A 24,709-nucleotide genomic window follows, 5' to 3' on the forward strand; every position below is an offset into this window, starting at 1 on the left:
CCCTCAGGACGGCGATCCGCCCTGCTTCGTTGCAGTCGCCTTGAGGATTCGGAAACCCTTGGCACTGGCCACCCGGTCGCACGGGTAGCCCTGCTCGGTCAGCCAGCGCTGCAGCGAGTCGCCCCCGAGGTTCTTGCCGACCACCATCCAGCCCACTCCCCCGGGCTTCAGCCGGCCGAACCAGAGCAGCAGCATCTTGTGCAGCTCGGGCTTGCCGATGTGGATCGCCGGGTTGGACCAGAGCTCGTCGAACACCACGTCGTCCGGTACGTCGTCCGGCTGCACGGCGTGCACCCGCTCGGCGACGCCCGCGGCGGCCGCGTTGAGACCGGTCAGCTCGAGCGCCCGGTTGTTCACGTCGACCGCCCAGACCACCGCCTCGGGGACCTCGACCGCCAGCGCGCAGGCGATCGGCCCGTAGCCGCTGCCGAGGTCGAGAATGGTGCGCGGCTCCGGCGAGGGACGCACCTCACGCAGCAGGATCGACGTACCGAGGTCCAGTCGATCGCGCGAGAAGACGCCGCTTGCGGTGGTGAACTCGTAGTCCCGGTCCCAGATCCGGGCCTGCACAGTACGCCGTACGTCGGCCGAGGCCGGGTCCTCCGAGAAGAAGTGGTCAGCCACGCCGGTGCACCTCCCCACGGACCTGCCGCGTCTCCACCGCGCGCGCGGCCACCTGATCGTCCTCCGGGTAACGCACTTCCTCCAGCGTCAGGCCGTGCGCCGGCAGAACCGTCACCGCCGAGTTGCGGACTCGCGCCGCGAGCACGGTGGCCGGCCAGTCGGCTTCACGGCGTCCGTCGCCGACGGGGACGATCGAACCGACCAGCGCCCGCACCATCGAGTGGCAGAAGGCGTCGGCGATCACCGTGCCCTCCACGCGTCCCGGCGCGACCCTGGCCCAGGAGAACTCGCGCAGCGCCCGGACCGTGCTCGCGCCCTCCCGCTTGCGGCAGAAGGCCGCGAAGTCGTGCTCACCCAGCAGCTTCTGGGCGGCCTCGTTCATCCGGTCCACGTCCAGGGCGCGGCCGACCCGCAGCACTTCCTGCCTGCGCAGGGGATCCCAGCCGCCGGGGTCGTCGCAGATCCGGTAGACGTACCGGCGGAACAGCGCGGAGAACCTGGCGTCGAATCCCTCGGGCGCCTCGACGACCGCGTTCACCGCGATGTCGGGCGGCAGTACGCCGTTGAGCCGGCGCAGCAGCTCGCGGGCGGTCATCTCCGAGTCGAGATCGACGTGGGCCACCTGGCCGCGGGCATGGACTCCGGTGTCGGTCCGGCCGGCACAGGTCACCGTCGGGGCCTGCTCGGCCCGCAGGATCGTCCGGAGGGCTTCCTCGAAGTCGCCCTGCACCGTTCTGAGCCCGTCCTGGCGGGCCCAGCCGTGGAATCCGGTCCCGTCGTACCTCAGGTCTATCCGCCAACGCACAGGGCAATCTAACGCAACAGCGCCCCCGCACCGTGACCGGTGCGTGGGCGCTGTGACGTACTGGGTGCTACTTGTCCTCGGTCTCGCCGGCCTTGGTGAAGCCGGCGGCCGCGGCCGCCTCCTCGGTGGAGAACCAGACCTCGGCCTCGGTCTGGTCGTACCACGGCGAGTCGGTGGTGTGGAACTTCATCGAGTTCTCGTTGCCCTTGATGTCGAAGCCCTCGGGCGCCGAGCCGTCGGCCAGCGGAGCGGCCGAACCCTCGTACTTGCCCGCGACGACGTCCTGGACCGCTCCCTCGTCCTTGACCTCGTCCTGGACCTCGTCGGCGACCGGCGCGTCGTCGGCCTTGGCGGCCGTCTTCTTCGCCGTGGCCTTCTTGGCCGGAGCCTTCTTGGCCGCCGCCTTCTTCGCCTTCGGCGAGTCCGCCAGCGCCTCGACCAGCTCGATCTTCACCATGGGGGCGTTGTCGCCCTTGCGGGGGCCGAGCTTGATGATCCGGGTGTAGCCACCCGGACGGTCGGCGTACCGCTCACCGATCTCGGTGAACAGCACGTGCACGACGCTCTTGTCCTTGATCCGCTTCATCACCTGGCGGCGCGAGTTCAGGTCGCCGCGCTTGGCCTTGGTGATGAACGACTCGGCCAGCGGCTGCAGGCGCTTGGCCTTCGACGCGGTCGTGGTGATCGCGCCGTGCTCGAACAGCGACGTCGCGAGGTTGCTGAGGATCAGCTTCTCGTGCGCCGGGCTGCCGCCGAGGCGGGATCCCTTGGTGGGGGTAGGCATTGTCCAACTCCAGAAATCTCAGGCCCGGGTGCGGACCTTGGGAACAGGCCGTGAGGCCTTCGAAAGGTCAGTACTGCTCGGTCTCGGCGAAGCTCTCGTCCTCGTCCTCGGCGTCGTCACCGTAGGCCTCGGCAGCGGCGCGCAGGTCGAAGCCGGGAGGCGAGTCCTTCAGCGACAGGCCCATCTCGGCCAGCTTCAGCTTGACCTCGTCGATCGACTTGGAGCCGAAGTTGCGGATGTCCAGCAGGTCCTGCTCGCTGCGCGAGATCAGCTCACCCACGGTGTGGATGCCTTCGCGCTTGAGGCAGTTGTAGGACCGGACGGTCAGCTGCAGGTCCTCGACCGGCAGGGCCAGGTCGGCGGCCATCTGCTCGTCGACCGGCGACGGGCCGATGTCGATGCCCTCGGCCTCGACGTTCAGCTCACGGGCCAGGCCGAACAGCTCGACCAGCGTCTTACCGGCCGACGCGACGGCGTCGCGGGGCAGCATCGACGGCTTGGTCTCGACGTCGACCACGAGGCGGTCGAAGTCGGTGCGCTGCTCGACACGGGTCGCCTCGACCTTGTAGGTCACCTTGAGGACCGGCGAGTAGATCGAGTCGACCGGCATCCGGCCGATCTCGGCGTCGGCGGACTTGTTCTGGATCGCGGACACGTAACCGCGGCCCCGCTCGACGACCAGCTCCATCTCGAGCCGGCCCTTCTCGTTCAGGGTGGCGATCTTCAGGTCCGGGTTGTGCACCTCGACACCGGCCGGCGGCGCGATGTCGGCGGCGGTGACGTCACCGGGGCCCTGCTTGCGCAGGTACATGGTGACCGGCTCGTCGTGCTCGGAGGAGACGACCAGGTCCTTGAGGTTCAGGATCAGCTGGGTGGCGTCTTCCTTGACCCCGGCGACCGTCGAGAACTCGTGCAGCACGCCGTCGACCTTGATGCTGGTCACGGCGGCGCCCGGGATGGACGACAGCAGGGTGCGGCGGATGGAGTTGCCGAGGGTGTAGCCGAAGCCCGGCTCCAGCGGCTCGATCACGAACCGCGAGCGGTGCTCGCCGACGACCTCTTCGGTCAGGGTGGGGCGCTGTGCGATAAGCATTTCTGTGTCCTTTTGTCGCGACGACCACTATTTGAGGTCGCGAGGTGAAGAAGAGATACGACCGATCCCGCCGGCGGCCCGGAGGCCGCCGGCGGGAAGCGGATCAGTTCTTCGAGTAGAGCTCGACGATCAGGTGCTCTGCGACCTGGGTGTCGATCTGTGCCCGGGTGGGCAGCTGGTGCACGAGGATCCGCAGCCGCTCCGGCAGGGCCTCGAGCCACGCCGGGACGACCCGCTCCGAGTGCGTCTCGCGGGCGATGATGAACGGCGTCATCTCGGCCGACTTGGCCCGGACGTCGATCACGTCGTGGGCCGCGACCCGGTACGACGGGATGTTCACCTTGATGCCGTTCACGGTGAAGTGACCGTGCACGACGAGCTGACGGGCCTGACGACGCGTCCGGGCCAGACCGGCGCGGTACACGACGTTGTCGAGGCGGGACTCGAGGATGATCAGCAGGTTGTCACCGGTCTTACCCGGACGCCGCGAGGCTTCCTTGTAGTACAGGCTGAACTGCTTCTCGAGCACGCCGTAGGCGTAACGGGCCTTCTGCTTCTCACGGAGCTGAAGCAGGTACTCGCTCTCCTTGGGACGGCCGCGGCCGTGCATACCCGGCGGGTACGGACGACGCTCGAACGCCTTGTCGCCACCGACGAGGTCGACCCCGAGACGGCGCGACTTCTTGGTCATGGGTCCGGTGTAACGGGCCATTTTCGCTGCCTACCTTTCCTGGGATCAGACCCGGCGCCGCTTGGGAGGGCGGCAGCCGTTGTGGGCGGTCGGGGTGACGTCCTGGATCGTGCCGACCTCGAGGCCGACAGCGCCCAGCGAACGGATCGCGGTCTCACGGCCGGAGCCGGGACCCTTCACGAACACGTCGATCTTGCGCATGCCGTGCTCCATCGCCCGGCGCCCGGCGGCCTCGGCGGCCATCTGCGCGGCGAACGGGGTCGACTTGCGCGAACCCTTGAAGCCGACGGTGCCCGCGGAAGCCCACGAGATGACCGCGCCGGTCGGGTCGGTGATCGTCACGATCGTGTTGTTGAACGTGCTCTTGATGTGCGCGTGGCCGGCGGCCACGTTCTTCTTCTCCTTGCGGCGCACCTTCTTCGCGCCGGCCGCGGTGCGGCTCTTGGGAGGCATAAGTCAGTTGCTCCTGGGGTGGTCGACGGTCATCCGGGTCACTTCTTCTTCTTGCCGGCGATCGCCTTCTTGCGACCCTTCCGGCTACGGGCGTTGGTCCGCGTGCGCTGACCACGCACCGGCAGGCCGCTGCGGTGCCGGCGACCCTGGTACGACCCGATCTCGATCTTGCGGCGGATGTCCGCGGTCACCTCGCGACGGAGGTCACCTTCGATCTTGTAGTTGCCTTCGATCCAGTCCCGGAGCTTGACCAGTTCCTCGTCGCCCAGTTCGTGGACGCGCTTGTCACCGGAGATGCCGGTGGCTTCGAGCGTCTTCAGGGCGCGAGTACGACCTACACCGAAGATGTAGGTGAGTGCGACCTCGATGCGCTTGTCGCGCGGGAGGTCGACGCCAACGAGGCGTGCCATGTGGCGGTGTTCCTTTCGTCGTCAGAGGTGTGGTGGCGCGCCGCGTCCTTGCCCGCCTCGGTGATGTTTCCTTCACCGGCAAGGCCCCGGCCTCTGTTCCGGGGGCGACGTCCAGCGTGTTGCCGTGCTGGACGAGCGTGCGCGCTGTGGTGCGACAGTGCTGTGTCGCGAGGTAGGGCTTGGATCAGCCCTGCCGCTGCTTGTGCCGCGGGTTCTCGCAGATCACCATGACCCGGCCGTGGCGGCGGATCACCTTGCACTTGTCGCAGATCTTCTTGACGCTCGGATTGACCTTCATCGAGCTTCTTTCTTCGACAGGTGGCTGTGGTTACTTGTACCGGTAGACGATCCGACCCCGGGTGAGGTCGTACGGCGACAGCTCGACGACGACCCGGTCCTCGGGGAGGATCCGGATGTAGTGCTGCCTCATCTTGCCGCTGATGTGCGCGAGCACCTTGTGCCCGTTGGACAGCTCAACACGGAACATCGCGTTCGGCAAAGCCTCGACGATGGTGCCCTCGAGTTCGATGACTCCCTCTTTTTTGGGCATGTCCTCGCACTTCTGTAGACGACGTACTGAATGATTGGTGGTGCACGGTTGCCGGCCCGGAACGAGCGTTGGGCATAGCAACCAGAGGCTACAAAGAGCCAAGGAAAGAGTGTACGCCACCTACCGGTGAGAAACCCAATCGGGCCTCAGCAACGGCTGGACTCCAGCTCTTCCATGTGCTCGGCGCCCCACAGGTCCAGGGGCGCGAGCGCCACGTTCAGGGTCTCACCGAGCGGCGTGAGCGAGTACTCCACCTTCGGCGGGACCTGGCGGTAGACCTCCCGGTGCACGATCCGCCGCGACTCCAGTTCGCGCAGCTGCTGGATGAGCATCTTCTCGGTCACCCCGGAGACCTCCTTGCGCAGCTCACCGAACCGTCGCGGTCCATGACTGAGCGCCCACAGGATGCGGGGCTTCCACTTCCCGCCGATCACGTCGGCGGCGGCATCCAGCCCACAGGTGTACGGCTTCATACTTACCTTTCGGTGAGTACCTGACTATTTAGTCGGTACTTGTCCATTCTAAACCGGGTCCGTGAGGCTGGGCCCATGAAGACACCCGTGACCGTTCTCGGCCTCGGCGCGATGGGAACCGCCCTCGCCCAGGCCTTCGTCTCAGCCGGCCACCCGACCACCGTCTGGAACCGCACCCCTGGCCGCGCGCCCGGCCTCACCGGCGTCACCCGCGCGAAGACCGTCGCCGACGCCGTCAGCGCGAGCTCGTTGATCGTCGTCTGCCTGCTCGACGACGCCTCCGTCCAGGAGGCGCTGGCCCCGGCCGCCACCGAGTTCACCGGCCGCACGCTGGTCAACCTCACCAACGGCACTCCCGCCCACGCCCGGCGTACCGCCGACTGGGCCACGCAGCAGGGCGCGGACTACCTGGACGGCGGCATCATGGCCGTCCCCGCGATGATCGGCGGCCCGGCCGGGTTCATCCTCTACAGCGGCTCCGAAGCCGCCTTCGAGAAGTACGGCGCCGTGCTGTCCGCCGTGGCCCGTCCCCAGTTCGTCGGGACCGACCCCGGCCTGGCCGCGCTGCAGGACCTCGCGCTGCTGAGCGGGATGTACGGGATGTTCGCCGGCGCTTTTCACGCACTCGCACTGACCTCCAGCGAGAAGGTCTCGCCTACCGCGTTCGCCGAGCAGTTACTGGTCCCCTGGCTCACCGCGATGCTTGGCAGCATCCCCGCGATCGCAAGGGATCTCGAGTACGGCGCCGACGGCGCGGCCGGCTCGAACCTGGCGATGCAGTCAGCCGGTTTCGCGAACCTGCTCGACGCTTCCAGAGCTCAAGGCGTCGACCCGGTGCTGCTGGCGCCGATGGACGACCTGCTGGCTCGCGCGGTCCACGAAGGACACGGCGACGAGGACCTCGCGGCCGTCGTACAGCTGCTCAGGACTGCTGGGTAGCCGCCCACTGCTCGCCGGTCTGCCAGACGTGCTCGGGGATCAGCGCGAGCAGGTCGCAGGCGGCGTCCAGGTGGGCCAGGACGACCGAGGCCTCCCGGTACGCCGGGAAGATCGCCACGAACCGACGGCCCTCGCAGCTGAAGCCGAACGGCGGCACCTGACCCAGTACGTCGACCGCCCGCCGGTGCAGCACCTCCAGCGCCAGATCCTCGCGCCCGTTGAACAGGCAGTACTTCTCGGGCAGCCCGTCCACCGTCAGCTTCAGCGGCACCAGGCTGGCCGCGGCGACGGGCGCCAGCGAGCTCGGCAGCAGCTGCATCGGCGGCAGCGGCCGGTCCACCTCGAGGTCCAGGAAGTCGAAGCCGAGCTGGCGCCGCCGGACCTTGTGCCGGAACCGGCCGGCGATCAGCTCACGCCCACGGTGCCGGCCGATCGTCACGTCGTACACCTCGGCCGCGGGGTCGACGTCGAACGGCGGGAACGGCCAGCGGTCGACCAGGTCCGGATCGCCGGCGCTGACCTGCCAACCCAACTGCCGGGCCATGTCCGACCAGGCCCGGCGCTGACGGTTCTCCGAGATCCGGAACGCCGCGGTCAGCCCGATCAGGACCAGGAACCACCCGAGCACCAGCCAGCCCACCCAGCGCGGCTCCACCAGCAGGCCGACGACGACCAGCGGGATCGCGACCAGGAACCACCCGACGTACACCAGGGCGGAGCCCTGTCGCAGCTGCCAGGCCCAGTCCGGACGCAGCCGCGGGCCCTCGGCGCCGGTCTCGGTCACCGATGCTTTCCGAAGTGACCCATGCCCATCAGGGCCCACGGGATCAGCAGCCAGACCGGCCAGAAGTTCGGCCAGTCGCCGCCGTTGGCGACGCCGATGACGAACCAGATCATCACGTTGATCACGACGACACCGGTGAAGCCGCCGAGCAGCCCCTGCAGGTTGCGCTGCGGCTGGTTCTCCTTCTTGCGTTCCGGGAAGGTGCCGGGCTCCGGGGCGGGCTGGGCGTTCTGCACCACCGCGGGGGTCTGGTACGTCCGGACCGGCGGGAGGTCGCGGACCAGGGGCTCGAGCTCGCCGTAGGTCTGTGCGCCGTACAGGTCGTCGAGCCGCCGGGTGAACTCCGGCTGGTCCAGCCGCCCGTCCGCGAAGGCGTCACGCAACCGGCCGGCGATCTTGTCGCGATCGGCCTCGGTGAAGCGCTGGTGGGGCTGGTACGAGCTGGGCATGTCCCCAGTGTGCCTCAGCGCGGGAGCGCGCGGCGTCCCCCGATGGGTTGACCCGCGCGTCCGCCGAAGAGCTGCCCCGAAGTCTGCCCGGGTGAGCAGGTCAGTCGGCCAGCGGCCCGAACTTCACCCCGAGCTTGGCCAGCTCGGCCTCGCCGCCGTCGAGCGCGGTCAGCACCCACGGGCCCTGCGGGGTCAGCGTGAAGGTGTGCTCGGTGTGCGCGGCCACGGTGCCGTCGTCGGTGACCACGGTCCAGTCGTCCTCGAGCGTGTGGTTGTCCTGCTTGCCCAGCGTGAGCATCGGCTCGACCGCCAGCGCCAGCCCCTCGACCAGCTTGGGGCCCTTGCCCGCCTTGCCGTAGTTCGGCACGTTCGGCGGCTGGTGCATGGCCGAGCCGATCCCGTGCCCGACGAAGTCCTCGACGATCCCGTACGACGAGTTGGCGCGCACGTGCGCCTCGACCGCGGCCGAGATGTCGGTCAGCCGGCCCCCGAGCTTCGCGGCCGCGAAGCCGCGCCACATCGACTCTTCGCAGATCCGGGCCAGCTCGAGCAGCTCGTCGGACGCCGTACCGACGCCGACCGAGATCGCCGCGTCGCCGTGCCAGCCGTCGACGATCGCGCCGCAGTCGATCGAGATCAGGTCACCGTCGGCCAGCACCCGGTCACCGGGGATGCCGTGCACGATCTCGTCGTTCACCGACGCGCAGATCGACCCGGTGAAGCCGTGGTAGCCCAGGAACGACGGCGTCGCGCCGGAGGACCGGATGTGGTCCTCGGCGATCGCGTCCAGCTCACCGGTGGTGATGCCGGGCTTCACCGCGGCCCGGAGCACCTCCAGCGTGCGGCCGACCACCAGGCCGGCCTTGCGCATGGCCAGGATCTGCTCGCGGGTCTTGATCTCGATCCCGCGGTCCTTGAAGATCATCTGCTCCGTACTCCACTTCGGTGGTGACCCTGGACAGCAAAAAGGTCCGCCCGGCGACCGAGGGGTCGCCGGGCGGACCCGGAGTTCATTCGCCGATCGACTTCAGGGCGGCGAGCACGCGCTCGCTGACCTCGTCGATCTCGCCGACGCCGTCCACCTCGACCAGCAGTCCGCGCTGCGCGTACACCTGCAGCAGCGGCTTGGTCTCGGCGGTGTAGACGTCCTGGCGGTGCCGGACGACCTCCTCGGAGTCGTCCGACCGGCCGTCGATCTTGGCCCGCTTGAGCATCCGGTCCACCAGGACGTCGGCGTCGGCGGTCAGCGCCACCACCGCGTCCAGCTTGTGGCCGTGCTCGGCCAGGATGTCGTCCAGCGTGCCGACCTGCGGCAGTGTCCGGGGGTACCCGTCCAGGAGGAAGCCCGCGCCGGCGTCCGCTTCGGACAGCCGGTCCCGCACCATTGCGTTCGTGACCTCGTCGGGGACGTAGTTGCCCGCGTCCATGTACCGCTTCGCCTCGAGACCCAGCTCGGTCTCGTCCTTCACGTTCTGCCGGAAGATGTCGCCGGTGGAGACTGCCGGGATGTTCAGACGCTCCGCAAGCACCTTTGCCTGCGTGCCCTTGCCCGCCCCGGGCGGACCCATCAGCAACATTCTCATCAGCGCAGGAACCCTTCGTAGTTACGCTGCTGCAGCTGACTCTCGATCTGCTTCACCGTGTCCAGTCCGACGCCGACCATGATCAGAATCGACGTACCACCGAACGGGAAGCTCTGGCTGGCGTTCAAGAGCACCAGTGCGATCAGCGGGATCATCGAGATGATCGCCAGGTAGATCGCGCCGGGCAGCGTGATGCGGGACAGAACGTAGGAGAGGTACTCCTCGGTCGGCCGCCCAGCCCGGATCCCGGGAATGAAGCCGCCGTACTTCTTCATGTTGTCAGCAACTTCCTTCGGGTTGAAGGTAATCGAGACGTAGAAGTACGTGAAAAAGATAATAAGCGCGACGTACGTCACCATGTAGATGGGATGGTCGCCCTTGACCAGGTTGCCCTGGATCCACTGCGCCCACTTCTCGTCCTGCCGGAACTGGCTGACCAGGACGGGCAGGTAGAGCAGGCTGGAGGCGAAGATCACCGGGATGACGCCGGCCTGGTTCACCTTCAGCGGGATGTACGTCGAGGTGCCGCCGAACATCTTCCGGCCGACCATCCGCTTGGCGTACTGGACCGGGATCCGGCGCTGCGCCTGCTCGATGAAGATGACCGCGGCCATGATCACCAGGCCGACCGCCAGCACGGCCAGGAACGTCGCGACGCCGTGGCTCTTGCGGATCGCCCAGAGCTGGGTCGGGAAGGTGGCGACGATCTGGGTGAAGATCAGGATCGACATGCCGTTGCCGACGCCGCGGTCGGTGATCAGCTCACCGAGCCACATGACGACACCGGTGCCGGCGGTCATGGTGAGCACCATGACGACGACGGGGAACCACTTGTCGCTGTGCAGCAGCGGCTCGTTGCAGCCCTGGAACAGGCGGCCGGGGGTCCGGGCGAGCGCGACGAACGCGGTCGCCTGCAGGATCGCCAGGCCGACGGTCAGGAACCGGGTGTACTGGGTGATCTTGCCCTGTCCCGCCTGGCCTTCCTTCTTCAGCGACTCCAGCCGCGGGATCACCACGGTGAGCAGCTGCAGGATGATGCTGGCGGTGATGTACGGCATGATGCCGAGCGCGAAGATCGCGAGCTGCAGCAACGCACCGCCGGAGAACAGGTTGATCAGGTTGTACAGGTTCGCGTTCTCACCCTGCTTCGACGCCTGCAGGCAGGTGTCCAGGGCCTGGACGTTGACGCCGGGCGCCGGTACGACCGAACCGATCCGGAAGATCACGACGATGAAGAGCACGAACAAGATCTTCCGGCGCAGGTCCGGAGTCTTGAACGCGTTGGCAAAGGCGCCTAACACCCTGTCCTCCCACATTTATCCGATGCCCGGTCAGGGCAAGGGCCTAGCAAAGCAGCTGGGCAAGAGACGAACCAGGGCTCGTCCGACGACCAGCGCACAATATCAGCGCTGACGCCGTACGAGCCCTGGCACTCACACCTCGGTGGTGGTGCCCCCGGCCGCCGCGATCTTCTCCTTGGCGGACTTGGAGAACTTGTTCACCGAAACCTGCAGTGCCACGGTCAGTTCGCCGTCACCCAGTACCTTCACCGGCTGACCACTTCGGACCGCGCCCTTCGCGACGAGCTCGGTCACGCCGACCTCACCGCCCTCGGGGAACAGCTGTCCGAGCTTCTCCAGGTTAACGACCTGGAACTCCACTCGGTTCCTGCTCTTGAAGCCCTTGAGCTTCGGAAGCCGCATGTGCAGCGGCATCTGGCCACCCTCGAACCACTCGGGGATGTTGTTACGGGCCTTGCTGCCCTTGGTACCGCGGCCGGCCGTCTTGCCCTTGCTGCCTTCACCACGACCCACACGGGTCTTGGCGGTCTTGGCTCCGGGCGCCGGACGCAGGTGATGAACCTTGAGCGCCATGTCAGTCAACCTCTTCGACGGTGATGAGGTGGCGAACCGCGCGCACCATGCCGCGAACCTCGGGCTTGTCCTCGTGGACGGCGGTGTCGCCGATCCGCTTGACGCCCAGGGTGCGCAGCGTGTCGCGCTGGTTCTGCTTGCCACCGATGCCGGAACGGGTCTGGGTCACCTTCAAGCGTGCCATCAGGATGCCGCCTCCGCCCGCGCCTTCAGCAGTGCCGCCGGAGCGACGTGCTCGACCGGCAGGCCACGGCGCGCGGCCACGGCCTCCGGGGTCTCCAGGGCCTGCAGCGCGGCCACCGTGGCGTGCACCACGTTGATCGCGTTGGAGGAACCCAGCGACTTGCTCAGGATGTCGTGGATGCCCGCGCACTCCAGTACGGCGCGCGCCGAGCCACCCGCGATCACACCGGTACCAGGAGCGGCCGGACGCAGCATGACCACGCCGGCGGCCTTCTCACCCTGCACCGGGTGCGGGATGGTGCCCTGGATCCTCGGGACCTTGAAGAACGCCTTCTTGGCCTCCTCGACACCCTTGGCGATCGCCGCGGGCACCTCCTTGGCCTTGCCGTATCCCACACCGACGGTGCCTTCACCGTCGCCGACGACCACGAGGGCGGTGAAGCTGAAGCGACGACCACCCTTCACGACCTTGGCGACCCGGTTGATGGCTACCACGCGCTCGATGTAGGCGGTCTTGTCAGCTGCCTGACCGCGACCACCGTCGCGGCCACGGCGCTCACCACCGGCGCCGCCTCCGCGACGCTGCTGGCCTCCGCTCATTTCGAACTACCTTCTTCCCTTGTCGCCGTCATCAGAAGCCGAGCCCGCCCTCGCGGGCGGCGTCGGCCAGTGCCGCGATGCGGCCGTGGTACTTGTTCCCGGCCCGGTCGAACACGACCGAGTCGATCCCGGCGGCCTTGGCACGGTCGGCGATCAGGCCGCCCACCGTCTTGGCCTTGTCGGTCTTGTTCGCCTCCGCGCCGCGCAGGTCGGACTCCATCGTGGAAGCCGACACCAGCGTCACGCCGGCCACGTCGTCGATGACCTGAGCGAACAGGTGCTTCGAGGACTTGCTGACCACCAGGCGCGGCCGCTCGGCCGTGCCGTTGATCTTCTTCCGGACGCGGATCTGACGACGCAGCCGCGAGGCCGTCGTCTTGGCGGCGTGCTTGTTGTGCCGCAAACCGATCGCCATGGTTACTTACCAGCCTTTCCGACCTTGCGGCGGACCTGCTCGCCGGCGTACCGCACACCCTTGCCCTTGTACGGCTCGGGCTTGCGCAGCTTGCGGATGTTCGCGGCGACCTCACCGACGGACTGCTTGTCGATTCCCTGCACCGAGAACTTGGTCGGCGTCTCGACGACGAAGGTGATTCCCTCCGGCGCGTCCACCGTGATCGTGTGGCTGTAGCCGAGCGAGAACTCCAGCTGGGTCGGTCCCTTGGCCAGGACGCGGTACCCGACGCCGACGATCTCGAGCTTCTTCTCGTAGCCGTCCGTCACGCCGGTCACCAGGTTGGCGATCAGGGTGCGGGACAGGCCATGCAGTTCCTTGCTCTTGCGCAGGTCGTCCGGACGCGCGACGGCGATGGTGCCGTCCTCGTCACGGTTGACCACGATGGGCTCAGCCACGACGTGCGAGAGCTGACCCTTGGGACCCTTGACGGTGACCGTCTGGCCGTCGATCGTGACGTCGACGCCGGACGGGACCGAGATCGGGAGCTTACCGATGCGAGACATGAATGTGGTCCTCCTTCCGGTTCTTCGTCACCAGACGTAGGCGAGGACTTCCCCGCCAACGCCCTTGTTCTTGGCCTGCCGGTCCGTGAGCAGACCCTGCGACGTCGAGATGATGGCGACGCCCAGGCCTCCCAGCACCTTCGGCAGGTTGGTCGACTTCGCGTAGACCCGCAGTCCCGGCTTGCTGATCCGGCGCACGCCCGCGATGGAGCGCTCCCGGCTCGGCCCGAACTTCAGGTCGACGATCAGGGTCTTGCCGACGGTGCCCTCCTTGGGCTCCTCGACCTGGTAGGAGGAGATGTAACCCTCCTGCTGCAGGATGTCGGCGATGCCCTGCTTGATCTTGCTGTACGGCATCGAGGTCGACTCGTGGTACGCCTGGTTGGCGTTGCGCAGACGCGTCAGCATGTCTGCGATCGGGTCGGTCATCGTCATGGCCTGGGGCCTCTTTCCCGCCGTGGTTTCGCCGGCCGGCGACCTACGGTGACTAGATGGTGGGTGGAGAAAAGTTCGGTGCTGAAGAGCTCGGTCACCAGCTGGACTTGGTCACGCCGGGCAGCTCGCCCCGGTGCGCCATCTCCCGCAGGCAGATCCGGCACAGGCCGAACTTGCGGAAGACCGCCTTCGGCCGGCCGCACCGCTGGCAGCGCGTGTAGCCACGCACCGCGAACTTCGGCTTCCGGGCCTGCTTGACCTTGAGTGCTGTCTTCGCCACGTCAGTTCTCCTTGAACGGGAAGCCGAGCTGCCGCAGCAGCGCGCGCCCCTCGTCGTCGTTCTTGGCGCTGGTCACCACGGTGATGTCCATGCCCCGGACACGATCGATCTTGTCCTGGTTGATCTCGTGGAACATGACCTGCTCGGTCAGACCGAAGGTGTAGTTCCCGTTGCCGTCGAACTGCTTCGGGGACAGGCCGCGGAAGTCGCGGATCCGGGGCAGCGCGAGCGCCAGCAGCCGGTCCAGGAACTCCCACATCCGGTCGCCGCGCAGCGTCACGTGGGCGCCGATCGGCATTCCCTCGCGCAGCTTGAACTGCGCGATCGACTTGCGGGCCTTGGTGACCTGCGGCTTCTGGCCGGTGATCGCGGCCAGGTCCTTGATCGCGCCGTCGATCAGCTTGGAGTCGCGAGCCGCCTCGCCGACACCCATGTTCACCACGATCTTGATGAGCCCGGGCACCTGCATGACGTTCTCGAACTGGAACTGCTCCTGCAGCTGGCCGACGATCTCTTCGCGGTACTTGGTCTTCATCCGGGGCTGGACCTTCGCCTCGGTCACTGCGGTGGTCATCAGATCTCCTCGCCGGTACGCCGAGCGATCCGGACGCTCCGGAAACCGGTGTACGTCGAACCGTCCGGGCGCCGCTTCTGCACCTCGACGCGGTTGTACCCGACGCGGGTGGTCACCTTCTGCTTCTTGCCGTCCTTGTCGACCTCGACCAGGAGCATCACGTTGGAGACGTGAATCGGGGCTTCCTGGGTGACGATGCCACCCGTGGTGCCGCCGCGCTGGGCCTGCTGCACCTTGGTGTGCTTCTTGACCCGGTTCACGCCTTCGACGATGACCAGCTCGTCGTCGGGCTGGACCGAGATGATCTTGCCCTCGAGTCCCTTGGACTTGCCGGTGACCACGCGGACGAGGTCACCCTTCTTCACGTGCAGCTTGCGCTGCCCCTTGACTACGGACTTGTCTGCCATGTCAGAGCACCTCCGGAGCGAGCGAGATGATCTTCATGAAGCGCTTCTCGCGCAGCTCCCGGCCGACCGGCCCGAAGATACGGGTCCCACGCGGCTCACCGTCGGCCTTGAGGATGACGGCGGCGTTCTCGTCGAAGCGGATGTAGGAGCCGTCCGGACGCCGGCGCTCCTTCACGGTTCGCACGATGACCGCCTTGACGACGTCACCCTTCTTCACGCCACCACCCGGGATCGCGTCCTTGACGGTGGCGACGATCGTGTCCCCGACACCGGCGTAGCGCCGACCGGAGCCACCGAGCACGCGGATGCAAAGAATTTCCTTCGCACCCGTGTTGTCGGCGACCTTCAGTCGCGACTCCTGCTGGATCATCTGTTGATCTCCTGGTTGTCTCGCTGGTTCTCACTCACGTGAGCCTTGCGGAACGAATAATTTCGATTGGGTACAGCTGGGCGTTGCCGTGACCTCGAGGCCTTGATTACTTGGCCTTCTCGAGGATCTCGACGATGCGCCACCGCTTGGTCGCCGACAGCGGCCGGGTCTCCATCAGGAGAACACGGTCGCCGATGCCGGCGGCGTTCTGCTCGTCGTGCGCCTTGAGCTTGCGGGTGCGACGGATGACCTTGCCGTACAGCTTGTGCTTGACCCGGTCCTCGACCTCGACGGTGACGGTCTTGTCCATCTTGTCGCTCAGCACCAGACCCTCACGGGTCTTGCGTGCGCCGCGCGCCTCGGTCGTGCTCACGGTCTCGTCCTTCGCTGTGTTCTCGGTCATGCCTTGCTCCCAGCCTTCTCGCTGTCGTCTGCCGTCTCGGCCTCAGTTTCGGCGTCGGTGGCGGCGACCGGAGCGTCCACCTCTTCGGTGATGCCGAGCGCGCGCTCGGTCAGCACCGTGTAGATGCGGGCGATGTCCTTACGGACGGCGCGCAGCCGGCCGTGGGACTCCAGCTGACCCGTGGCAGCCTGGAACCGGAGGTTGAACAGCTCCTCCTTGGCCTCGCCGAGCTTGCTCAGCAGCTCGTCCTTGCCCAGGTTCCGCAGCTCGGCGGCGGTCAGGGTAGCCATCAGTTCTCACCTGCCTCTCGGGTGATGAATTTGCACTTCATCGGCAACTTGTGAATCGCGCGGCGCATGGCCTCGCGAGCGGTCTGCTCGTCGACACCGGACAGCTCGAACATCACGCGGCCCGACTTGACGTTGGCGATCCACCACTCCGGCGATCCCTTGCCGGAACCCATCCGGGTCTCGGCCGGCTTCTTGGTGAGCGGGCGGTCCGGGTAGATGTTGATCCAGACCTTTCCGCCACGCTTGATGTGCCGGGTCATCGCGATACGCGCCGACTCGATCTGCCGGTTGGTGACGTAGTGGCTCTCCAGTGCCTGGATGCCGAAGTCACCGAAGGCCAGCGTGGTGCCGCCCTTGGCAGCGCCGGAGCGCTTCGGGTGGTGCTGCTTGCGGTGCTTGACCTTACGGGGGATGAGCACGGTTCAGCTCTCCGTTCCGGTCGTCTCGGCCGGCTTGTCCGCCGCCGGAGCAGTGGTGGCCTCCGCCTTCGGGGCCTCGTTGCGGGCGCCGCCGTCACGACGGTCGTCGCGCCGTCCGCCGCGGTCGCCGCCACGCTCGCCACCGCGACCACCGCGGTCGTCACGGCGAGCCGGACGACGCTGCTGGTTCGCGGCGCGGGCCGCGGCCTGCGCCTCGCGCTCGGCGCGGGAGCCGGACACGTCACCCTTGTAGATCCAGACCTTCACGCCGATCCGGCCGAAGGTCGTACGGGCCTCGTAGAAGCCGTAGTCGACGTCCGCGCGGAGCGTGTGCAGCGGCACCCGGCCCTCGCGGTAGAACTCCGAGCGCGACATCTCCGCGCCACCGAGCCGGCCGGAGCACTGGATCCGGATGCCCAGGGCGCCGCCACGCATGGTGGTCTGCATCGCCTTGCGCATCGCGCGGCGGAACGCCACGCGGCCGGACAGCTGCTCGGCCACGCCCTGGGCGACCAGTTGCGCGTCGACCTCGGCGTTCTTGACCTCGAGGATGTTCAGCTGCACCTGCTTGCCGGTGAGCTCCTCGAGGCTGCCCCGGATCCGGTCCGCCTCGGCGCCGCGGCGACCGATCACGATGCCCGGACGGGCGGTGTGGATGTCGACCCGAACGCGGTCACGGGTGCGCTCGATCTCCACGCGGGAGATGCCGGCGCGCTCCATGCCCTTGCTCAGCAGACGGCGGATCTTGACGTCCTCGCCGACGTAGTCCTTGTACAGCTTGTCGGCGTACCAGCGGCTCTTGTGGTCCGTGCTGATACCGAGGCGGAACCCGTGCGGGTTTACCTTCTGGCCCACTAGCGGGTCCTGCCCTTCTTCTCAGCGGCCTTCTTGCCATCGGCCTTCTTGGCGTCGGCCGCCGGCTTGGCGGTCTCTTCCTCGGCCCGCGGGCCGACGACCACGGTGATGTGGCTGGTCCGCTTGTCGATCCGGGTGGCCCGGCCCTGCGCACGGGGGCGGTGACGCTTCAGCGTCGGTCCCTCGTCCACGAAGGCCTTCGTCACGACCAGGTCGGCGCGGCTCAGGTGCTCGGTGCCCTCGGCGTTCGCCGCGGCGCTGTCGACGACCTTGTACACGGTCGCGGCAGCGGCCTGCGGGGCGAACTTCAGAGTGGCGAGGGCATCGTCGATACCCATGCCGCGCACCAGGTCCACCACGCGACGCGCCTTCATCGGCGTCACGCGGACGAAGCGCGCGACCGCGAAGGCCCCGGGCTCGTCGCCCAGCAGGCTCTCGCGACGGGCACTGACGGCCCTACGCTCTTGAACGCTCATGATGTTCGAATCTCTCCGTAGGTAGCTTGCGCGTCGTCAACTGACCAACAGGTCAGCGACGCCGTGACTTCCGGTCGTCCTTCTCGTGACCCTTGAACGTGCGGGTCGGGGCGAACTCGCCGAGCTTGTGCCCGACCATCGCGTCCGTCACGAACACCGGCACGTGCTTGCGGCCGTCGTGCACCGCGAGCGTGTGTCCGATCATGTCGGGAATGATCATCGACCGGCGGGACCAGGTCTTGATCACGTTCTTGGTGCCCTTTTCGTTCTGCACCTCCACCTTCTTGAGCAGGTGGTGGTCGACGAACGGGCCCTTCTTGAGGCTGCGTGGCATCTCTGTCCGGCTCCCTATCAGCGCTTCTTGCCGGCCTTGCGGCGCCGGACGATCATGCGGTCGCTTTCCTTGCGGGTGCGGGTGCGGCCCTCAGGCTGACCCCACGGGGACACCGGGTGACGTCCACCCGAGGTCTTGCCCTCACCACCACCGTGCGGGTGGTCGACCGGGTTCATCGCGACACCGCGGACGGTCGGGCGCTTGCCCTTCCAGCGCATCCGGCCCGCCTTGCCCCAGTTGATGTTCGACTGCTCGCCGTTGCCGACCTCACCGAGGGTGGCGCGGCAGCGCACGTCGACCATCCGGACCTCGCCGGACGGCATCCGCAGGGTGGCCATCCGGCCCTCCTTGGCGACCAGCTGAACGCTGGCACCGGCGGAACGGGCCATCTTGGCGCCGCCACCCGGGCGCAGCTCGACGGCGTGCACCGTGGAGCCGACCGGGATGTTGCGCAGCGGCAGGTTGTTGCCCACCTTGATGTCGGCGGCCGGGCCGTTCTCGACGATCGTGCCCTGCTTCAGGTTCGACGGGGCGAGGATGTAGCGCTTCTCGCCGTCGACGTAGTGCAGCAGCGCGATCCGCGCGGTGCGGTTCGGGTCGTACTCGATCTCGGCCACCTTCGCCGGGACGCCGTCCTTGTCGTACCGCTTGAAGTCGATCAGGCGGTACGCCCGCTTGTGACCGCCACCGTGGTGCCGAGTGGTGATCTTGCCGGAGTTGTTCCGGCCACCCTTCTTCGGCAGCGGGCGGAGCAGGGACTTCTCAGGGGTCGAACGGGTGAGCTCGACGAAGTCGGCCACGCTCGAGCCACGACGGCCCGGCGTTGTCGGCTTGTATTTGCGGATACCCATTACGACTGGCCTCCGAAGATGTCGATGCGGTCGTCGCCGGACAGGCTGACGATCGCTCGCTTGGTGTCCGGGCGCTTGCCCCAGCCGGCACGGGTGCGGCGGCGCTTGCCCTTGCGGTTCAGTGTGTTGACGCTGGTCACGCGGACCTTGAACACCTTCTCGACCGCGAGCTTGATCTCGGTCTTGTTGGCGTCCGGGGCGACCTCGAACGTGTACTTCTGCTCGTCCAGCAGGCCGTAGCTCTTCTCGCTCACGACCGGCCGCAGCAGCACGTCCCGCGGGTCCTTGTTGACTCCGTGGCTCATGCTTCTACCTCCTGCTCGGCTTCGGTCGACGTCGCGACAGCCTTGACGGACTTGCCCTTGGGCGCGCCGGCGACGAAGGTGTCGAGCGCGGCCTTGGTGAAGACCACCGCGTCGCTGCAGAGCACGTCGTACGCGTTCAGCTGGTCGGCGGCGATCAGGTGCACGGTCGGCACGTTGCGCAGGCTCAGCCAGGTCAGCTCGTCGTTGCGGTCGACAACGACCAGCGCCTTGACGTGCTCGGTGACCTCGGCCAGCACCTTCAGCGCCGACTTGGTCGACGGCGCGTCGCCGTCCACGAACTGCTCGACCACGAAGACGCGGCCGTCACGGGCCCGGTCCGACAGCGCACCGCGGAGCGCGGCGGCGATCATCTTCTTCGGGGTCCGCTGGCTGTAGTCGCGCGGGGTCGGGCCGTGCACGACGCCACCACCGGTGAACTGCGGCGCGCGGGTCGAACCCTGACGCGCACGGCCGGTGCCCTTCTGGCGGTACGGCTTGGCGCCACCACCGGAGACCTCGCCGCGGCGCTTCACCTTGTGCGTGCCCTGACGGGCGGCGGCCAGCTGGGCCACCACGACCTGGTGGATCAGCGGGATGTTCACCTGGACGTCGAACAGCTCGGCGGGGAGCTCCGCGGAGCCCTTCTTGCTGACCTTGTCGCCCTTGACGACGGTCACATCGACGGTGCTCACTTGCTCGCTCCCTTCGCGGCGTTGCGGATCAGCACGAGGCCGCCCTTGGGACCGGGAACCGCACCCTTGATCAGGATGAGTCCGCGCTCGGCGTCGATCGCGTGAACCTTGACGTTCTGGGTGGTGACCTGCTCGTGGCCCATCCGGCCGGCCATCTTCAGGCCCTTGAAAACCCGGCCCGGGGTGGCGCAGCCGCCGATGGAGCCCGGCGAACGGTGCTTCTTGTGCACACCGTGCGTCGCGCGCAGACCGTGGAAGCCGTGTCGCTTCATGACACCGGCGAAGCCCTTGCCCTTGCTGGTGGCGGAGACGTCGACGACCTCGCCGGCCTCGAAGGCCTCGGCCTTGATCTCCTGGCCGAGCGTGTACTCGCTCGCGTCAGCGGTGCGCAGCTCCAGCAGGTGCCGGCGCGGGGTCACACCGGCCTTGTCGAAGTGGCCGCGCAGGGGCTTGGTCACCTTGCGCGGGTCGATGTCGCCGAACGCGATCTGCACGCCGTCGTAGCCGTGGGTCGACGAGGTACGTACCTCGGTCACCACGCACGGACCGGCCTGGATCACGGTGACGGGGACGACTCGGTTGTTCTCGTCCCAGGTCTGGGTCATGCCGAGCTTGGTGCCCAGCAGCCCTCGCGTGTTCTTCTGCTTGCTCATAGGTCAGCGTTCCCTCAGAGCTTGATCTCGATGTCGACACCGGCCGGGAGGTCGAGCCGCATCAGCGAGTCGACGGTCTTCGGCGTGGGGTCGATGATGTCGATGAGCCGCTTGTGGGTGCGCATCTCGAAGTGCTCGCGGCTGTCCTTGTACTTGTGCGGCGAGCGGATGACGCAGAACACGTTCTTTTCCGTCGGCAACGGCACCGGGCCAGCAACCTTCGCACCAGTACGCGTCACCGTGTCGACAATCTTGCGCGCCGAGCTGTCGATGACCTCGTGGTCGTAGGCCTTCAGCCGGATGCGGATCTTCTGTCCCGCCATCGCTTCGCTTCGTCCTTCTCTATCGTCTTCGTTGCGTTGCTCCGACCCCCGCGGTCGGGTGTGTCGCGCACCGGGCACATACGTGCGCCAGCCACAACTCTTCGACCTGGGATGGAGATCGGGATTCGGTCTCGGACCGAACCTCGGCATGGTCTCCGGTCCGGCGCTACCAGCCAGGCCCTGAAACACGGCCTGGGGCGCGCCCCGGCAACCTCGCCTGAGCAACCTGAATATTGTGCCAGAGATCGGCACCGGAATGCCAATCGAGTGGCTTCACGCCTGATCCGGCCCCACCTGGGTGCCGGATCAGGCACAAAGCAGAGGTCCGCGGGGGCTCAGTGGTGCGAGCCCTCGCGGACCTCGTGAGATCACTTGATGATCTTGGTGACCCGGCCGGCGCCGACGGTACGGCCACCCTCCCGGATCGCGAACTTCAGGCCCTCTTCCATGGCGATCGGCTGGATCAGCTCGACCGACATGTCGGTGTTGTCGCCCGGCATGACCATCTCGGTGCCCTCGGGCAGCGTGACGACGCCGGTGACGTCCGTGGTGCGGAAGTAGAACTGCGGGCGGTAGTTCTGGAAGAACGGCGTGTGACGGCCGCCCTCCTCCTTCGACAGGATGTAGACCGAAGCGTCGAAGTTGGTGTGCGGGGTGGTCGTGCCCGGCTTGATCACGACCATGCCGCGCTCGACGTCCTCGCGCTTGGTGCCACGAAGCAGCAGACCGACGTTCTCACCGGCCTGGCCCTCGTCGAGCAGCTTGCGGAACATCTCGATACCGGTGACCGTGGTGGTCTGCTTCTCCGGACGGATGCCGACGATGTCGACGGTCTCGTTGACCTTGACGACACCGCGCTCGATCCGGCCGGTGATGACGGTGCCGCGACCCGTGATGGTGAAGACGTCCTCCACCGGCATCAGGAACGGCTTGTCGATCTCGCGCTCCGGCTGCGGGATGTACTCGTCGACGGCGTTCATCAGCTCGATGATCGACTCGCCCCACTTGGCGTCGCCCTGCAGCGCCGGGTGAGCGGCGACGCGGACGATCGGCGCGTTGTCGCCGTCGAACTCCTGCTCCGAGAGCAGCTCGCGAACCTCGAGCTCGACGAGCTCCAGGATCTCCTCGTCGTCGACCATGTCGCACTTGTTCAGCGCGACGACCATCGCCGGCACGCCGACCTGACGGGCGAGCAGCACGTGCTCACGCGTCTGGGGCATCGGGCCGTCGGTGGCGGCGACGACCAGGATCGCGCCGTCCATCTGGGCCGCACCGGTGATCATGTTCTTGATGTAGTCCGCGTGACCCGGGCAGTCGACGTGGGCGTAGTGCCGGGCCTCGGTCTGGTACTCGACGTGCGCGATCGAGATGGTGATACCGCGCTGGCGCTCTTCCGGCGCCTTGTCGATCTGATCGAAGGCCGAGGCCTCGTTCAGGTCCGGGTACTTGTCGTGCAGCACCTTGGTGATCGCCGCGGTAAGAGTGGTCTTACCGTGGTCGATGTGACCGATGGTGCCGATGTTGACGTGCGGCTTAGTCCGCTCGAACTTCGCCTTAGCCACTGGGGCCCTCCTGGAAAATGTTGACTTACGCCGTACGCCGACGCGCTGTGGGTTGGTTGGTCCGGGGCGAGATTACTCGCCGCGGGCCTTCTTGATGATCTCTTCCGCCACGTTCTTCGGAACCTCGGCGTAGGAATCGAACTGCATCGAGTACGACGCGCGGCCCTGGGTCTTCGACCGCAGGTCACCGACATACCCGAACATCTCGGACAACGGCACCGAGGCCTTGATCGCCCGGCTGCCTCCGGGGCCCTCGTCCATCGACTGGATCTGGCCACGGCGGGAGTTGAGGTCGCCGATCACTTCACCCATGTAGTCCTCGGGCGTGATCACCTCGACCGCGAACATCGGCTCGAGGATGACCGGGTTGGCCCGCCGCGCCGCGTCCTTGAACGCCATCGAACCGGCGATCTTGAACGCCAGCTCGGAGGAGTCGACGTCGTGGTAGGCACCGTCGGTCAGCGTCACCTTGACGTCGACCATCGGGTAGCCGGCCAGTACGCCGAACTCCATCGCTTCCTGGGCGCCCTCGTCCACCGACGGGATGTACTCCCGGGGGATGCGGCCACCGGTGACGGCGTTGACGAACTCGTAACCGCCCTCGCCACCCGCCTCGGCCGAAGTCGGCTCGATGTTGATGATCACACGCGCGAACTGACCCGAACCACCGGTCTGCTTCTTGTGCGTGTAGTCGACCTTCTCGACCTTCTTCTTGATGGTCTCGCGGTAGGCCACCTGCGGCTTGCCGACGTTGGCCTCGACGCGGAACTCGCGCTTCATCCGGTCGACCAGCACCTCGAGGTGCAGCTCGCCCATGCCGGCGATGATCGTCTGGCCTGTGTCCTCGTCGGTCCGGACCTGGAAGGTCGGGTCCTCCTCGGCCAGGCGCTGGATCGCGACGCCCAGCTTCTCCTGGTCGCCCTTCGACTTGGGCTCGATGGCGACCGAGATGACCGGAGCCGGGAACTGCATCGACTCCAGCACGACCGGGTTGGCCGGGTCGGCCAGCGTCTCACCGGTGGTGGTGTCCTTCAGACCCATCACGGCGACGATGTGGCCGGCGCCGATCGACGCGATCTCCTCACGCTTGTTCGCGTGCATCCGGTAGATCTTGCCGATCCGCTCCTTGCGCCCCTTGGTGGGGTTCAGGACCTGCGTGCCGGTCTCGAGCTTGCCGGAGTAGACCCGGATGAACGTCAGCTTGCCCAGGTGCGGGTCGGCCGCGATCTTGAAGGCCAGCGCCGAGAAGGGCTCGCTGTCGTCGGGGCGGCGCAGCACGACCTGCTCGCCGTCCTTGACGTCGTGGCCCTCGATGGCCGGCACGTCGAGCGGGCTCGGCAGGTAGTCGTTGACCGCGTCGAGCAGGGGCTGGACGCCCTTGTTCTTGAACGCCGTACCGGTCAGGACCGGGGTCAGCTTGCTGCCCAGCGTCGCCCGCCGGATGGCGGCCTTCAGCTGCGGCGTGGTCGGCTGCTCGCCCTCGAGGTAGAGCTCCATGATCTCGTCGTCGGCCTCGGCCAGCGTCTCGATCAGCTTGTCGCGCCACTCCGCGGCCGCCTCGGTGTGGCTGGCCGGGATCTCCTCGATCGTGTAGTCCTCACCGATCACGGTCTCGCCACGCCAGGTCAGCGCGCGCATCTCGACCAGGTCGACGACTCCGATGAAGTCGGACTCGGCCCCGATCGGCAGCTGCATGACCAGCGCGGTCGCCGCGAGGCGGTCCCGGATCATGTCGACGCAGCGCATGAACTCCGCGCCGGTGCGGTCCAGCTTGTTGACGAAGCAGATCCGCGGTACGCCGTACCGGTCCGCCTGCCGCCAGACCGTCTCGGACTGCGGCTCGACGCCGGCGACACCGTCGAACACGGCGACGGCGCCGTCGAGGACGCGCAGCGAGCGCTCCACCTCGACGGTGAAGTCGACGTGGCCCGGGGTGTCGATGATGTTGATGGTGTGGTCTTTCCAGGTGCAGGTCGTCGCGGCGGACGTGATCGTGATGCCGCGCTCCTGCTCCTGCTCCATCCAGTCCATCGTGGCGGCGCCCTCGTGGACCTCACCGATCTTGTAGGTGATACCGGTGTAGAAGAGGATCCGCTCGGTCGTCGTCGTCTTACCGGCGTCGATGTGGGCCATGATCCCGATGTTGCGGACCTTGGCCAGGTCGGTGGTGATTTGTACGGCCACCTCGGTGGTCTACCTCTCGCTTCTGTCGTGCGTAAAAAGAG

The 24,709-nt window shown here is 67.3% G+C and carries 39 protein-coding genes; 1 reads left to right on the forward strand and 38 read right to left on the reverse strand.

Annotated elements, in window-relative coordinates; all coding sequences use genetic code 11:
* Positions 1-3 precede the first annotated feature (3 nt).
* The 10 genes from ABD235_RS33335 to ABD235_RS33385 all read right to left on the reverse strand — a co-directional run bounded on the left by ABD235_RS33335 (position 4) and on the right by ABD235_RS33385 (position 5,883).
* Positions 4-624 carry a class I SAM-dependent methyltransferase gene (locus ABD235_RS33335; protein WP_344181501.1) on the reverse strand — a complete coding sequence of 207 codons (621 nt, stop codon included), beginning with the start codon at positions 622-624 and terminating at the stop codon, positions 4-6.
* A complete protein-coding gene (gene truA / locus ABD235_RS33340) occupies positions 617-1,429 on the reverse strand; it encodes a tRNA pseudouridine(38-40) synthase TruA (protein WP_344181503.1) in 813 nt (270 codons plus the stop codon). The genes ABD235_RS33335 and truA overlap by 8 nt, the downstream gene beginning before the upstream one ends.
* A gap of 67 nt (positions 1,430-1,496) precedes the next feature.
* The gene (gene rplQ, locus ABD235_RS33350; protein ID WP_486336035.1) at positions 1,497-2,213 is read right to left on the reverse strand and encodes a 50S ribosomal protein L17, sunset domain variant; all 717 of its coding nucleotides are present in this window, start codon (positions 2,211-2,213) and stop codon (positions 1,497-1,499) included.
* A 67-nt stretch (positions 2,214-2,280) separates the two neighbouring features.
* Complete coding sequence (locus ABD235_RS33355) at positions 2,281-3,306, reverse strand: DNA-directed RNA polymerase subunit alpha (protein WP_012923657.1); 1,026 nt, start codon at positions 3,304-3,306, stop codon at positions 2,281-2,283.
* A gap of 103 nt (positions 3,307-3,409) precedes the next feature.
* Positions 3,410-4,018: a 30S ribosomal protein S4 gene (gene rpsD, locus ABD235_RS33360; protein WP_344181506.1), complete on the reverse strand. Its 609-nt coding sequence runs from the start codon at positions 4,016-4,018 to the stop codon at positions 3,410-3,412.
* Between the two features lie 24 nt (positions 4,019-4,042).
* Positions 4,043-4,450: a 30S ribosomal protein S11 gene (gene rpsK / locus ABD235_RS33365; RefSeq protein ID WP_012923659.1), complete on the reverse strand. Its 408-nt coding sequence runs from the start codon at positions 4,448-4,450 to the stop codon at positions 4,043-4,045.
* A gap of 38 nt (positions 4,451-4,488) precedes the next feature.
* Positions 4,489-4,860 carry a 30S ribosomal protein S13 gene (gene rpsM / locus ABD235_RS33370; protein WP_184798729.1) on the reverse strand — a complete coding sequence of 124 codons (372 nt, stop codon included), beginning with the start codon at positions 4,858-4,860 and terminating at the stop codon, positions 4,489-4,491.
* A gap of 184 nt (positions 4,861-5,044) precedes the next feature.
* Entirely contained in the window at positions 5,045-5,158 is a 114-nt protein-coding gene (gene rpmJ, locus ABD235_RS33375) for a 50S ribosomal protein L36 (RefSeq protein ID WP_008361054.1), read from the reverse strand.
* A gap of 30 nt (positions 5,159-5,188) precedes the next feature.
* Positions 5,189-5,410, reverse strand: coding sequence for a translation initiation factor IF-1 (gene infA, locus ABD235_RS33380; protein WP_012923661.1), 222 nt, complete (start codon positions 5,408-5,410; stop codon positions 5,189-5,191).
* Between the two features lie 146 nt (positions 5,411-5,556).
* The gene (locus ABD235_RS33385) at positions 5,557-5,883 is read right to left on the reverse strand and encodes a winged helix-turn-helix transcriptional regulator (protein ID WP_344181510.1); all 327 of its coding nucleotides are present in this window, start codon (positions 5,881-5,883) and stop codon (positions 5,557-5,559) included.
* A 75-nt stretch (positions 5,884-5,958) separates the two neighbouring features.
* Here ABD235_RS33385 and ABD235_RS33390 point away from each other — a divergent pair, with 75 nt between their 5' ends.
* Complete coding sequence (locus ABD235_RS33390) at positions 5,959-6,822, forward strand: NAD(P)-dependent oxidoreductase (protein WP_344181512.1); 864 nt, start codon at positions 5,959-5,961, stop codon at positions 6,820-6,822.
* Here ABD235_RS33390 and ABD235_RS33395 read toward each other — a convergent pair.
* The 28 genes from ABD235_RS33395 to fusA all read right to left on the reverse strand — a co-directional run bounded on the left by ABD235_RS33395 (position 6,806) and on the right by fusA (position 24,617).
* Positions 6,806-7,606, reverse strand: a complete 801-nt coding sequence (locus tag ABD235_RS33395) for a type III secretion system chaperone family protein (protein ID WP_344181514.1) — start codon at positions 7,604-7,606, stop codon at positions 6,806-6,808. The genes ABD235_RS33390 and ABD235_RS33395 overlap by 17 nt on opposite strands.
* Positions 7,603-8,055 carry a DUF1707 SHOCT-like domain-containing protein gene (locus tag ABD235_RS33400; protein WP_344181516.1) on the reverse strand — a complete coding sequence of 151 codons (453 nt, stop codon included), beginning with the start codon at positions 8,053-8,055 and terminating at the stop codon, positions 7,603-7,605. The genes ABD235_RS33395 and ABD235_RS33400 overlap by 4 nt, the downstream gene beginning before the upstream one ends.
* Before the next feature lie 100 nt (positions 8,056-8,155).
* Positions 8,156-8,980, reverse strand: coding sequence for a type I methionyl aminopeptidase (gene map, locus ABD235_RS33405; protein ID WP_344181518.1), 825 nt, complete (start codon positions 8,978-8,980; stop codon positions 8,156-8,158).
* 85 nt (positions 8,981-9,065) lie between these two features.
* Positions 9,066-9,638, reverse strand: a complete 573-nt coding sequence (locus tag ABD235_RS33410) for an adenylate kinase (protein WP_344181519.1) — start codon at positions 9,636-9,638, stop codon at positions 9,066-9,068.
* Complete coding sequence (secY, locus tag ABD235_RS33415) at positions 9,638-10,939, reverse strand: preprotein translocase subunit SecY (RefSeq protein WP_344181521.1); 1,302 nt, start codon at positions 10,937-10,939, stop codon at positions 9,638-9,640. The genes ABD235_RS33410 and secY overlap by 1 nt, the downstream gene beginning before the upstream one ends.
* A 132-nt stretch (positions 10,940-11,071) precedes the next feature.
* Positions 11,072-11,512 (reverse strand): 50S ribosomal protein L15, encoded by a 441-nt coding sequence (gene rplO / locus ABD235_RS33420; protein WP_344181523.1) that lies wholly within the window; start codon positions 11,510-11,512, stop codon positions 11,072-11,074.
* Between the two features lies 1 nt (position 11,513).
* Positions 11,514-11,696, reverse strand: coding sequence for a 50S ribosomal protein L30 (gene rpmD, locus ABD235_RS33425; RefSeq protein ID WP_020388092.1), 183 nt, complete (start codon positions 11,694-11,696; stop codon positions 11,514-11,516).
* Entirely contained in the window at positions 11,696-12,295 is a 600-nt protein-coding gene (rpsE, locus tag ABD235_RS33430) for a 30S ribosomal protein S5 (protein WP_344181527.1), read from the reverse strand. The genes rpmD and rpsE overlap by 1 nt, the downstream gene beginning before the upstream one ends.
* 31 nt (positions 12,296-12,326) lie before the next feature.
* Entirely contained in the window at positions 12,327-12,710 is a 384-nt protein-coding gene (gene rplR, locus ABD235_RS33435; RefSeq protein WP_344181529.1) for a 50S ribosomal protein L18, read from the reverse strand.
* A 2-nt stretch (positions 12,711-12,712) separates the two neighbouring features.
* Positions 12,713-13,255, reverse strand: a complete 543-nt coding sequence (gene rplF / locus ABD235_RS33440) for a 50S ribosomal protein L6 (protein WP_344181531.1) — start codon at positions 13,253-13,255, stop codon at positions 12,713-12,715.
* A gap of 27 nt (positions 13,256-13,282) precedes the next feature.
* A complete protein-coding gene (gene rpsH / locus ABD235_RS33445; RefSeq protein WP_077019240.1) occupies positions 13,283-13,690 on the reverse strand; it encodes a 30S ribosomal protein S8 in 408 nt (135 codons plus the stop codon).
* 94 nt (positions 13,691-13,784) lie between these two features.
* On the reverse strand, positions 13,785-13,970 hold the full coding sequence (locus tag ABD235_RS33450; RefSeq protein WP_012923674.1) for a type Z 30S ribosomal protein S14: 186 nt from the start codon (positions 13,968-13,970) through the stop codon (positions 13,785-13,787).
* Position 13,971: 1 nt separating this feature from the next.
* Positions 13,972-14,544, reverse strand: a complete 573-nt coding sequence (gene rplE, locus ABD235_RS33455) for a 50S ribosomal protein L5 (RefSeq protein WP_344181533.1) — start codon at positions 14,542-14,544, stop codon at positions 13,972-13,974.
* Positions 14,544-14,951, reverse strand: a complete 408-nt coding sequence (gene rplX, locus ABD235_RS33460) for a 50S ribosomal protein L24 (protein WP_344181535.1) — start codon at positions 14,949-14,951, stop codon at positions 14,544-14,546. Before rplX ends, rplE begins: the two co-directional genes overlap by 1 nt.
* 1 nt (position 14,952) lies before the next feature.
* Entirely contained in the window at positions 14,953-15,321 is a 369-nt protein-coding gene (gene rplN, locus ABD235_RS33465; protein WP_077019238.1) for a 50S ribosomal protein L14, read from the reverse strand.
* Positions 15,322-15,427: 106 nt separating this feature from the next.
* The gene (rpsQ, locus tag ABD235_RS33470) at positions 15,428-15,724 is read right to left on the reverse strand and encodes a 30S ribosomal protein S17 (RefSeq protein WP_184798760.1); all 297 of its coding nucleotides are present in this window, start codon (positions 15,722-15,724) and stop codon (positions 15,428-15,430) included.
* The gene (gene rpmC / locus ABD235_RS33475) at positions 15,721-16,014 is read right to left on the reverse strand and encodes a 50S ribosomal protein L29 (protein ID WP_344181537.1); all 294 of its coding nucleotides are present in this window, start codon (positions 16,012-16,014) and stop codon (positions 15,721-15,723) included. Before rpmC ends, rpsQ begins: the two co-directional genes overlap by 4 nt.
* The gene (gene rplP / locus ABD235_RS33480; protein ID WP_344181539.1) at positions 16,014-16,433 is read right to left on the reverse strand and encodes a 50S ribosomal protein L16; all 420 of its coding nucleotides are present in this window, start codon (positions 16,431-16,433) and stop codon (positions 16,014-16,016) included. Before rplP ends, rpmC begins: the two co-directional genes overlap by 1 nt.
* Before the next feature lie 3 nt (positions 16,434-16,436).
* Entirely contained in the window at positions 16,437-17,288 is an 852-nt protein-coding gene (gene rpsC, locus ABD235_RS33485; protein WP_184798766.1) for a 30S ribosomal protein S3, read from the reverse strand.
* Positions 17,288-17,764 carry a 50S ribosomal protein L22 gene (gene rplV, locus ABD235_RS33490; protein WP_344181542.1) on the reverse strand — a complete coding sequence of 159 codons (477 nt, stop codon included), beginning with the start codon at positions 17,762-17,764 and terminating at the stop codon, positions 17,288-17,290. The genes rpsC and rplV overlap by 1 nt, the downstream gene beginning before the upstream one ends.
* 52 nt (positions 17,765-17,816) lie before the next feature.
* Positions 17,817-18,098: a 30S ribosomal protein S19 gene (gene rpsS, locus ABD235_RS33495; RefSeq protein ID WP_077019233.1), complete on the reverse strand. Its 282-nt coding sequence runs from the start codon at positions 18,096-18,098 to the stop codon at positions 17,817-17,819.
* Between the two features lie 17 nt (positions 18,099-18,115).
* On the reverse strand, positions 18,116-18,949 hold the full coding sequence (rplB, locus tag ABD235_RS33500) for a 50S ribosomal protein L2 (RefSeq protein WP_077019232.1): 834 nt from the start codon (positions 18,947-18,949) through the stop codon (positions 18,116-18,118).
* Complete coding sequence (gene rplW / locus ABD235_RS33505) at positions 18,949-19,254, reverse strand: 50S ribosomal protein L23 (protein WP_184798772.1); 306 nt, start codon at positions 19,252-19,254, stop codon at positions 18,949-18,951. Before rplW ends, rplB begins: the two co-directional genes overlap by 1 nt.
* Positions 19,251-19,946 carry a 50S ribosomal protein L4 gene (gene rplD / locus ABD235_RS33510; RefSeq protein ID WP_344181547.1) on the reverse strand — a complete coding sequence of 232 codons (696 nt, stop codon included), beginning with the start codon at positions 19,944-19,946 and terminating at the stop codon, positions 19,251-19,253. The genes rplW and rplD overlap by 4 nt, the downstream gene beginning before the upstream one ends.
* Positions 19,943-20,599, reverse strand: a complete 657-nt coding sequence (gene rplC / locus ABD235_RS33515) for a 50S ribosomal protein L3 (RefSeq protein WP_344181549.1) — start codon at positions 20,597-20,599, stop codon at positions 19,943-19,945. The genes rplD and rplC overlap by 4 nt, the downstream gene beginning before the upstream one ends.
* A gap of 14 nt (positions 20,600-20,613) precedes the next feature.
* Positions 20,614-20,922, reverse strand: coding sequence for a 30S ribosomal protein S10 (rpsJ, locus tag ABD235_RS33520; protein ID WP_012923688.1), 309 nt, complete (start codon positions 20,920-20,922; stop codon positions 20,614-20,616).
* 368 nt (positions 20,923-21,290) lie between these two features.
* Positions 21,291-22,484: an elongation factor Tu gene (gene tuf, locus ABD235_RS33525; protein ID WP_344181551.1), complete on the reverse strand. Its 1,194-nt coding sequence runs from the start codon at positions 22,482-22,484 to the stop codon at positions 21,291-21,293.
* 72 nt (positions 22,485-22,556) lie between these two features.
* Positions 22,557-24,617: an elongation factor G gene (gene fusA, locus ABD235_RS33530; RefSeq protein ID WP_425553218.1), complete on the reverse strand. Its 2,061-nt coding sequence runs from the start codon at positions 24,615-24,617 to the stop codon at positions 22,557-22,559.
* Positions 24,618-24,709: the final 92 nt, after the last annotated feature.

The organism is Kribbella lupini, from assembly GCF_039529595.1.
GTDB lineage: Bacteria > Actinomycetota > Actinomycetes > Propionibacteriales > Kribbellaceae > Kribbella > Kribbella lupini.

Coding starts and splice junctions, on each gene's coding strand:
- rpsJ (WP_012923688.1), bottom strand. CDS start 20,922: ATGGCGGGACAGAAGATCCGCATCCGGCTGAAGGCCTACGACCACGAG.
- rpsD (WP_344181506.1), bottom strand. CDS start 4,018: ATGGCCCGTTACACCGGACCCATGACCAAGAAGTCGCGCCGTCTCGGG.
- rpsQ (WP_184798760.1), bottom strand. CDS start 15,724: ATGACCGAGAACACAGCGAAGGACGAGACCGTGAGCACGACCGAGGCG.
- rplF (WP_344181531.1), bottom strand. CDS start 13,255: ATGTCTCGCATCGGTAAGCTCCCGATCTCGGTCCCGTCCGGCGTCGAC.
- ABD235_RS33355 (WP_012923657.1), bottom strand. CDS start 3,306: ATGCTTATCGCACAGCGCCCCACCCTGACCGAAGAGGTCGTCGGCGAG.
- ABD235_RS33390 (WP_344181512.1), top strand. CDS start 5,959: ATGAAGACACCCGTGACCGTTCTCGGCCTCGGCGCGATGGGAACCGCC.
- rplV (WP_344181542.1), bottom strand. CDS start 17,764: ATGAGCGTTCAAGAGCGTAGGGCCGTCAGTGCCCGTCGCGAGAGCCTG.
- rpmD (WP_020388092.1), bottom strand. CDS start 11,696: ATGGCACGCTTGAAGGTGACCCAGACCCGTTCCGGCATCGGTGGCAAG.
- ABD235_RS33385 (WP_344181510.1), bottom strand. CDS start 5,883: ATGAAGCCGTACACCTGTGGGCTGGATGCCGCCGCCGACGTGATCGGC.
- rplN (WP_077019238.1), bottom strand. CDS start 15,321: ATGATCCAGCAGGAGTCGCGACTGAAGGTCGCCGACAACACGGGTGCG.
- rplQ (WP_486336035.1), bottom strand. CDS start 2,213: ATGCCTACCCCCACCAAGGGATCCCGCCTCGGCGGCAGCCCGGCGCAC.
- rplW (WP_184798772.1), bottom strand. CDS start 19,254: ATGAGCCACGGAGTCAACAAGGACCCGCGGGACGTGCTGCTGCGGCCG.
- ABD235_RS33400 (WP_344181516.1), bottom strand. CDS start 8,055: ATGCCCAGCTCGTACCAGCCCCACCAGCGCTTCACCGAGGCCGATCGC.
- rplB (WP_077019232.1), bottom strand. CDS start 18,949: ATGGGTATCCGCAAATACAAGCCGACAACGCCGGGCCGTCGTGGCTCG.
- rpsS (WP_077019233.1), bottom strand. CDS start 18,098: ATGCCACGCAGCCTCAAGAAGGGCCCGTTCGTCGACCACCACCTGCTC.
- map (WP_344181518.1), bottom strand. CDS start 8,980: ATGATCTTCAAGGACCGCGGGATCGAGATCAAGACCCGCGAGCAGATC.
- ABD235_RS33410 (WP_344181519.1), bottom strand. CDS start 9,638: ATGAGAATGTTGCTGATGGGTCCGCCCGGGGCGGGCAAGGGCACGCAG.
- rpmC (WP_344181537.1), bottom strand. CDS start 16,014: ATGGCTACCCTGACCGCCGCCGAGCTGCGGAACCTGGGCAAGGACGAG.
- rplO (WP_344181523.1), bottom strand. CDS start 11,512: ATGGCGCTCAAGGTTCATCACCTGCGTCCGGCGCCCGGAGCCAAGACC.
- rpmJ (WP_008361054.1), bottom strand. CDS start 5,158: ATGAAGGTCAATCCGAGCGTCAAGAAGATCTGCGACAAGTGCAAGGTG.
- rpsH (WP_077019240.1), bottom strand. CDS start 13,690: ATGACGATGACCGACCCGATCGCAGACATGCTGACGCGTCTGCGCAAC.
- infA (WP_012923661.1), bottom strand. CDS start 5,410: ATGCCCAAAAAAGAGGGAGTCATCGAACTCGAGGGCACCATCGTCGAG.
- rpsE (WP_344181527.1), bottom strand. CDS start 12,295: ATGAGCGGAGGCCAGCAGCGTCGCGGAGGCGGCGCCGGTGGTGAGCGC.
- rpsM (WP_184798729.1), bottom strand. CDS start 4,860: ATGGCACGCCTCGTTGGCGTCGACCTCCCGCGCGACAAGCGCATCGAG.
- rplR (WP_344181529.1), bottom strand. CDS start 12,710: ATGGCGATCGGTTTGCGGCACAACAAGCACGCCGCCAAGACGACGGCC.
- rpsK (WP_012923659.1), bottom strand. CDS start 4,450: ATGCCTCCCAAGAGCCGCACCGCGGCCGGCGCGAAGAAGGTGCGCCGC.
- rplE (WP_344181533.1), bottom strand. CDS start 14,544: ATGACCACCGCAGTGACCGAGGCGAAGGTCCAGCCCCGGATGAAGACC.
- rplC (WP_344181549.1), bottom strand. CDS start 20,599: ATGAGCAAGCAGAAGAACACGCGAGGGCTGCTGGGCACCAAGCTCGGC.
- rplX (WP_344181535.1), bottom strand. CDS start 14,951: ATGGCAGACAAGTCCGTAGTCAAGGGGCAGCGCAAGCTGCACGTGAAG.
- fusA (WP_425553218.1), bottom strand. CDS start 24,617: ATGGCCCACATCGACGCCGGTAAGACGACGACGACCGAGCGGATCCTC.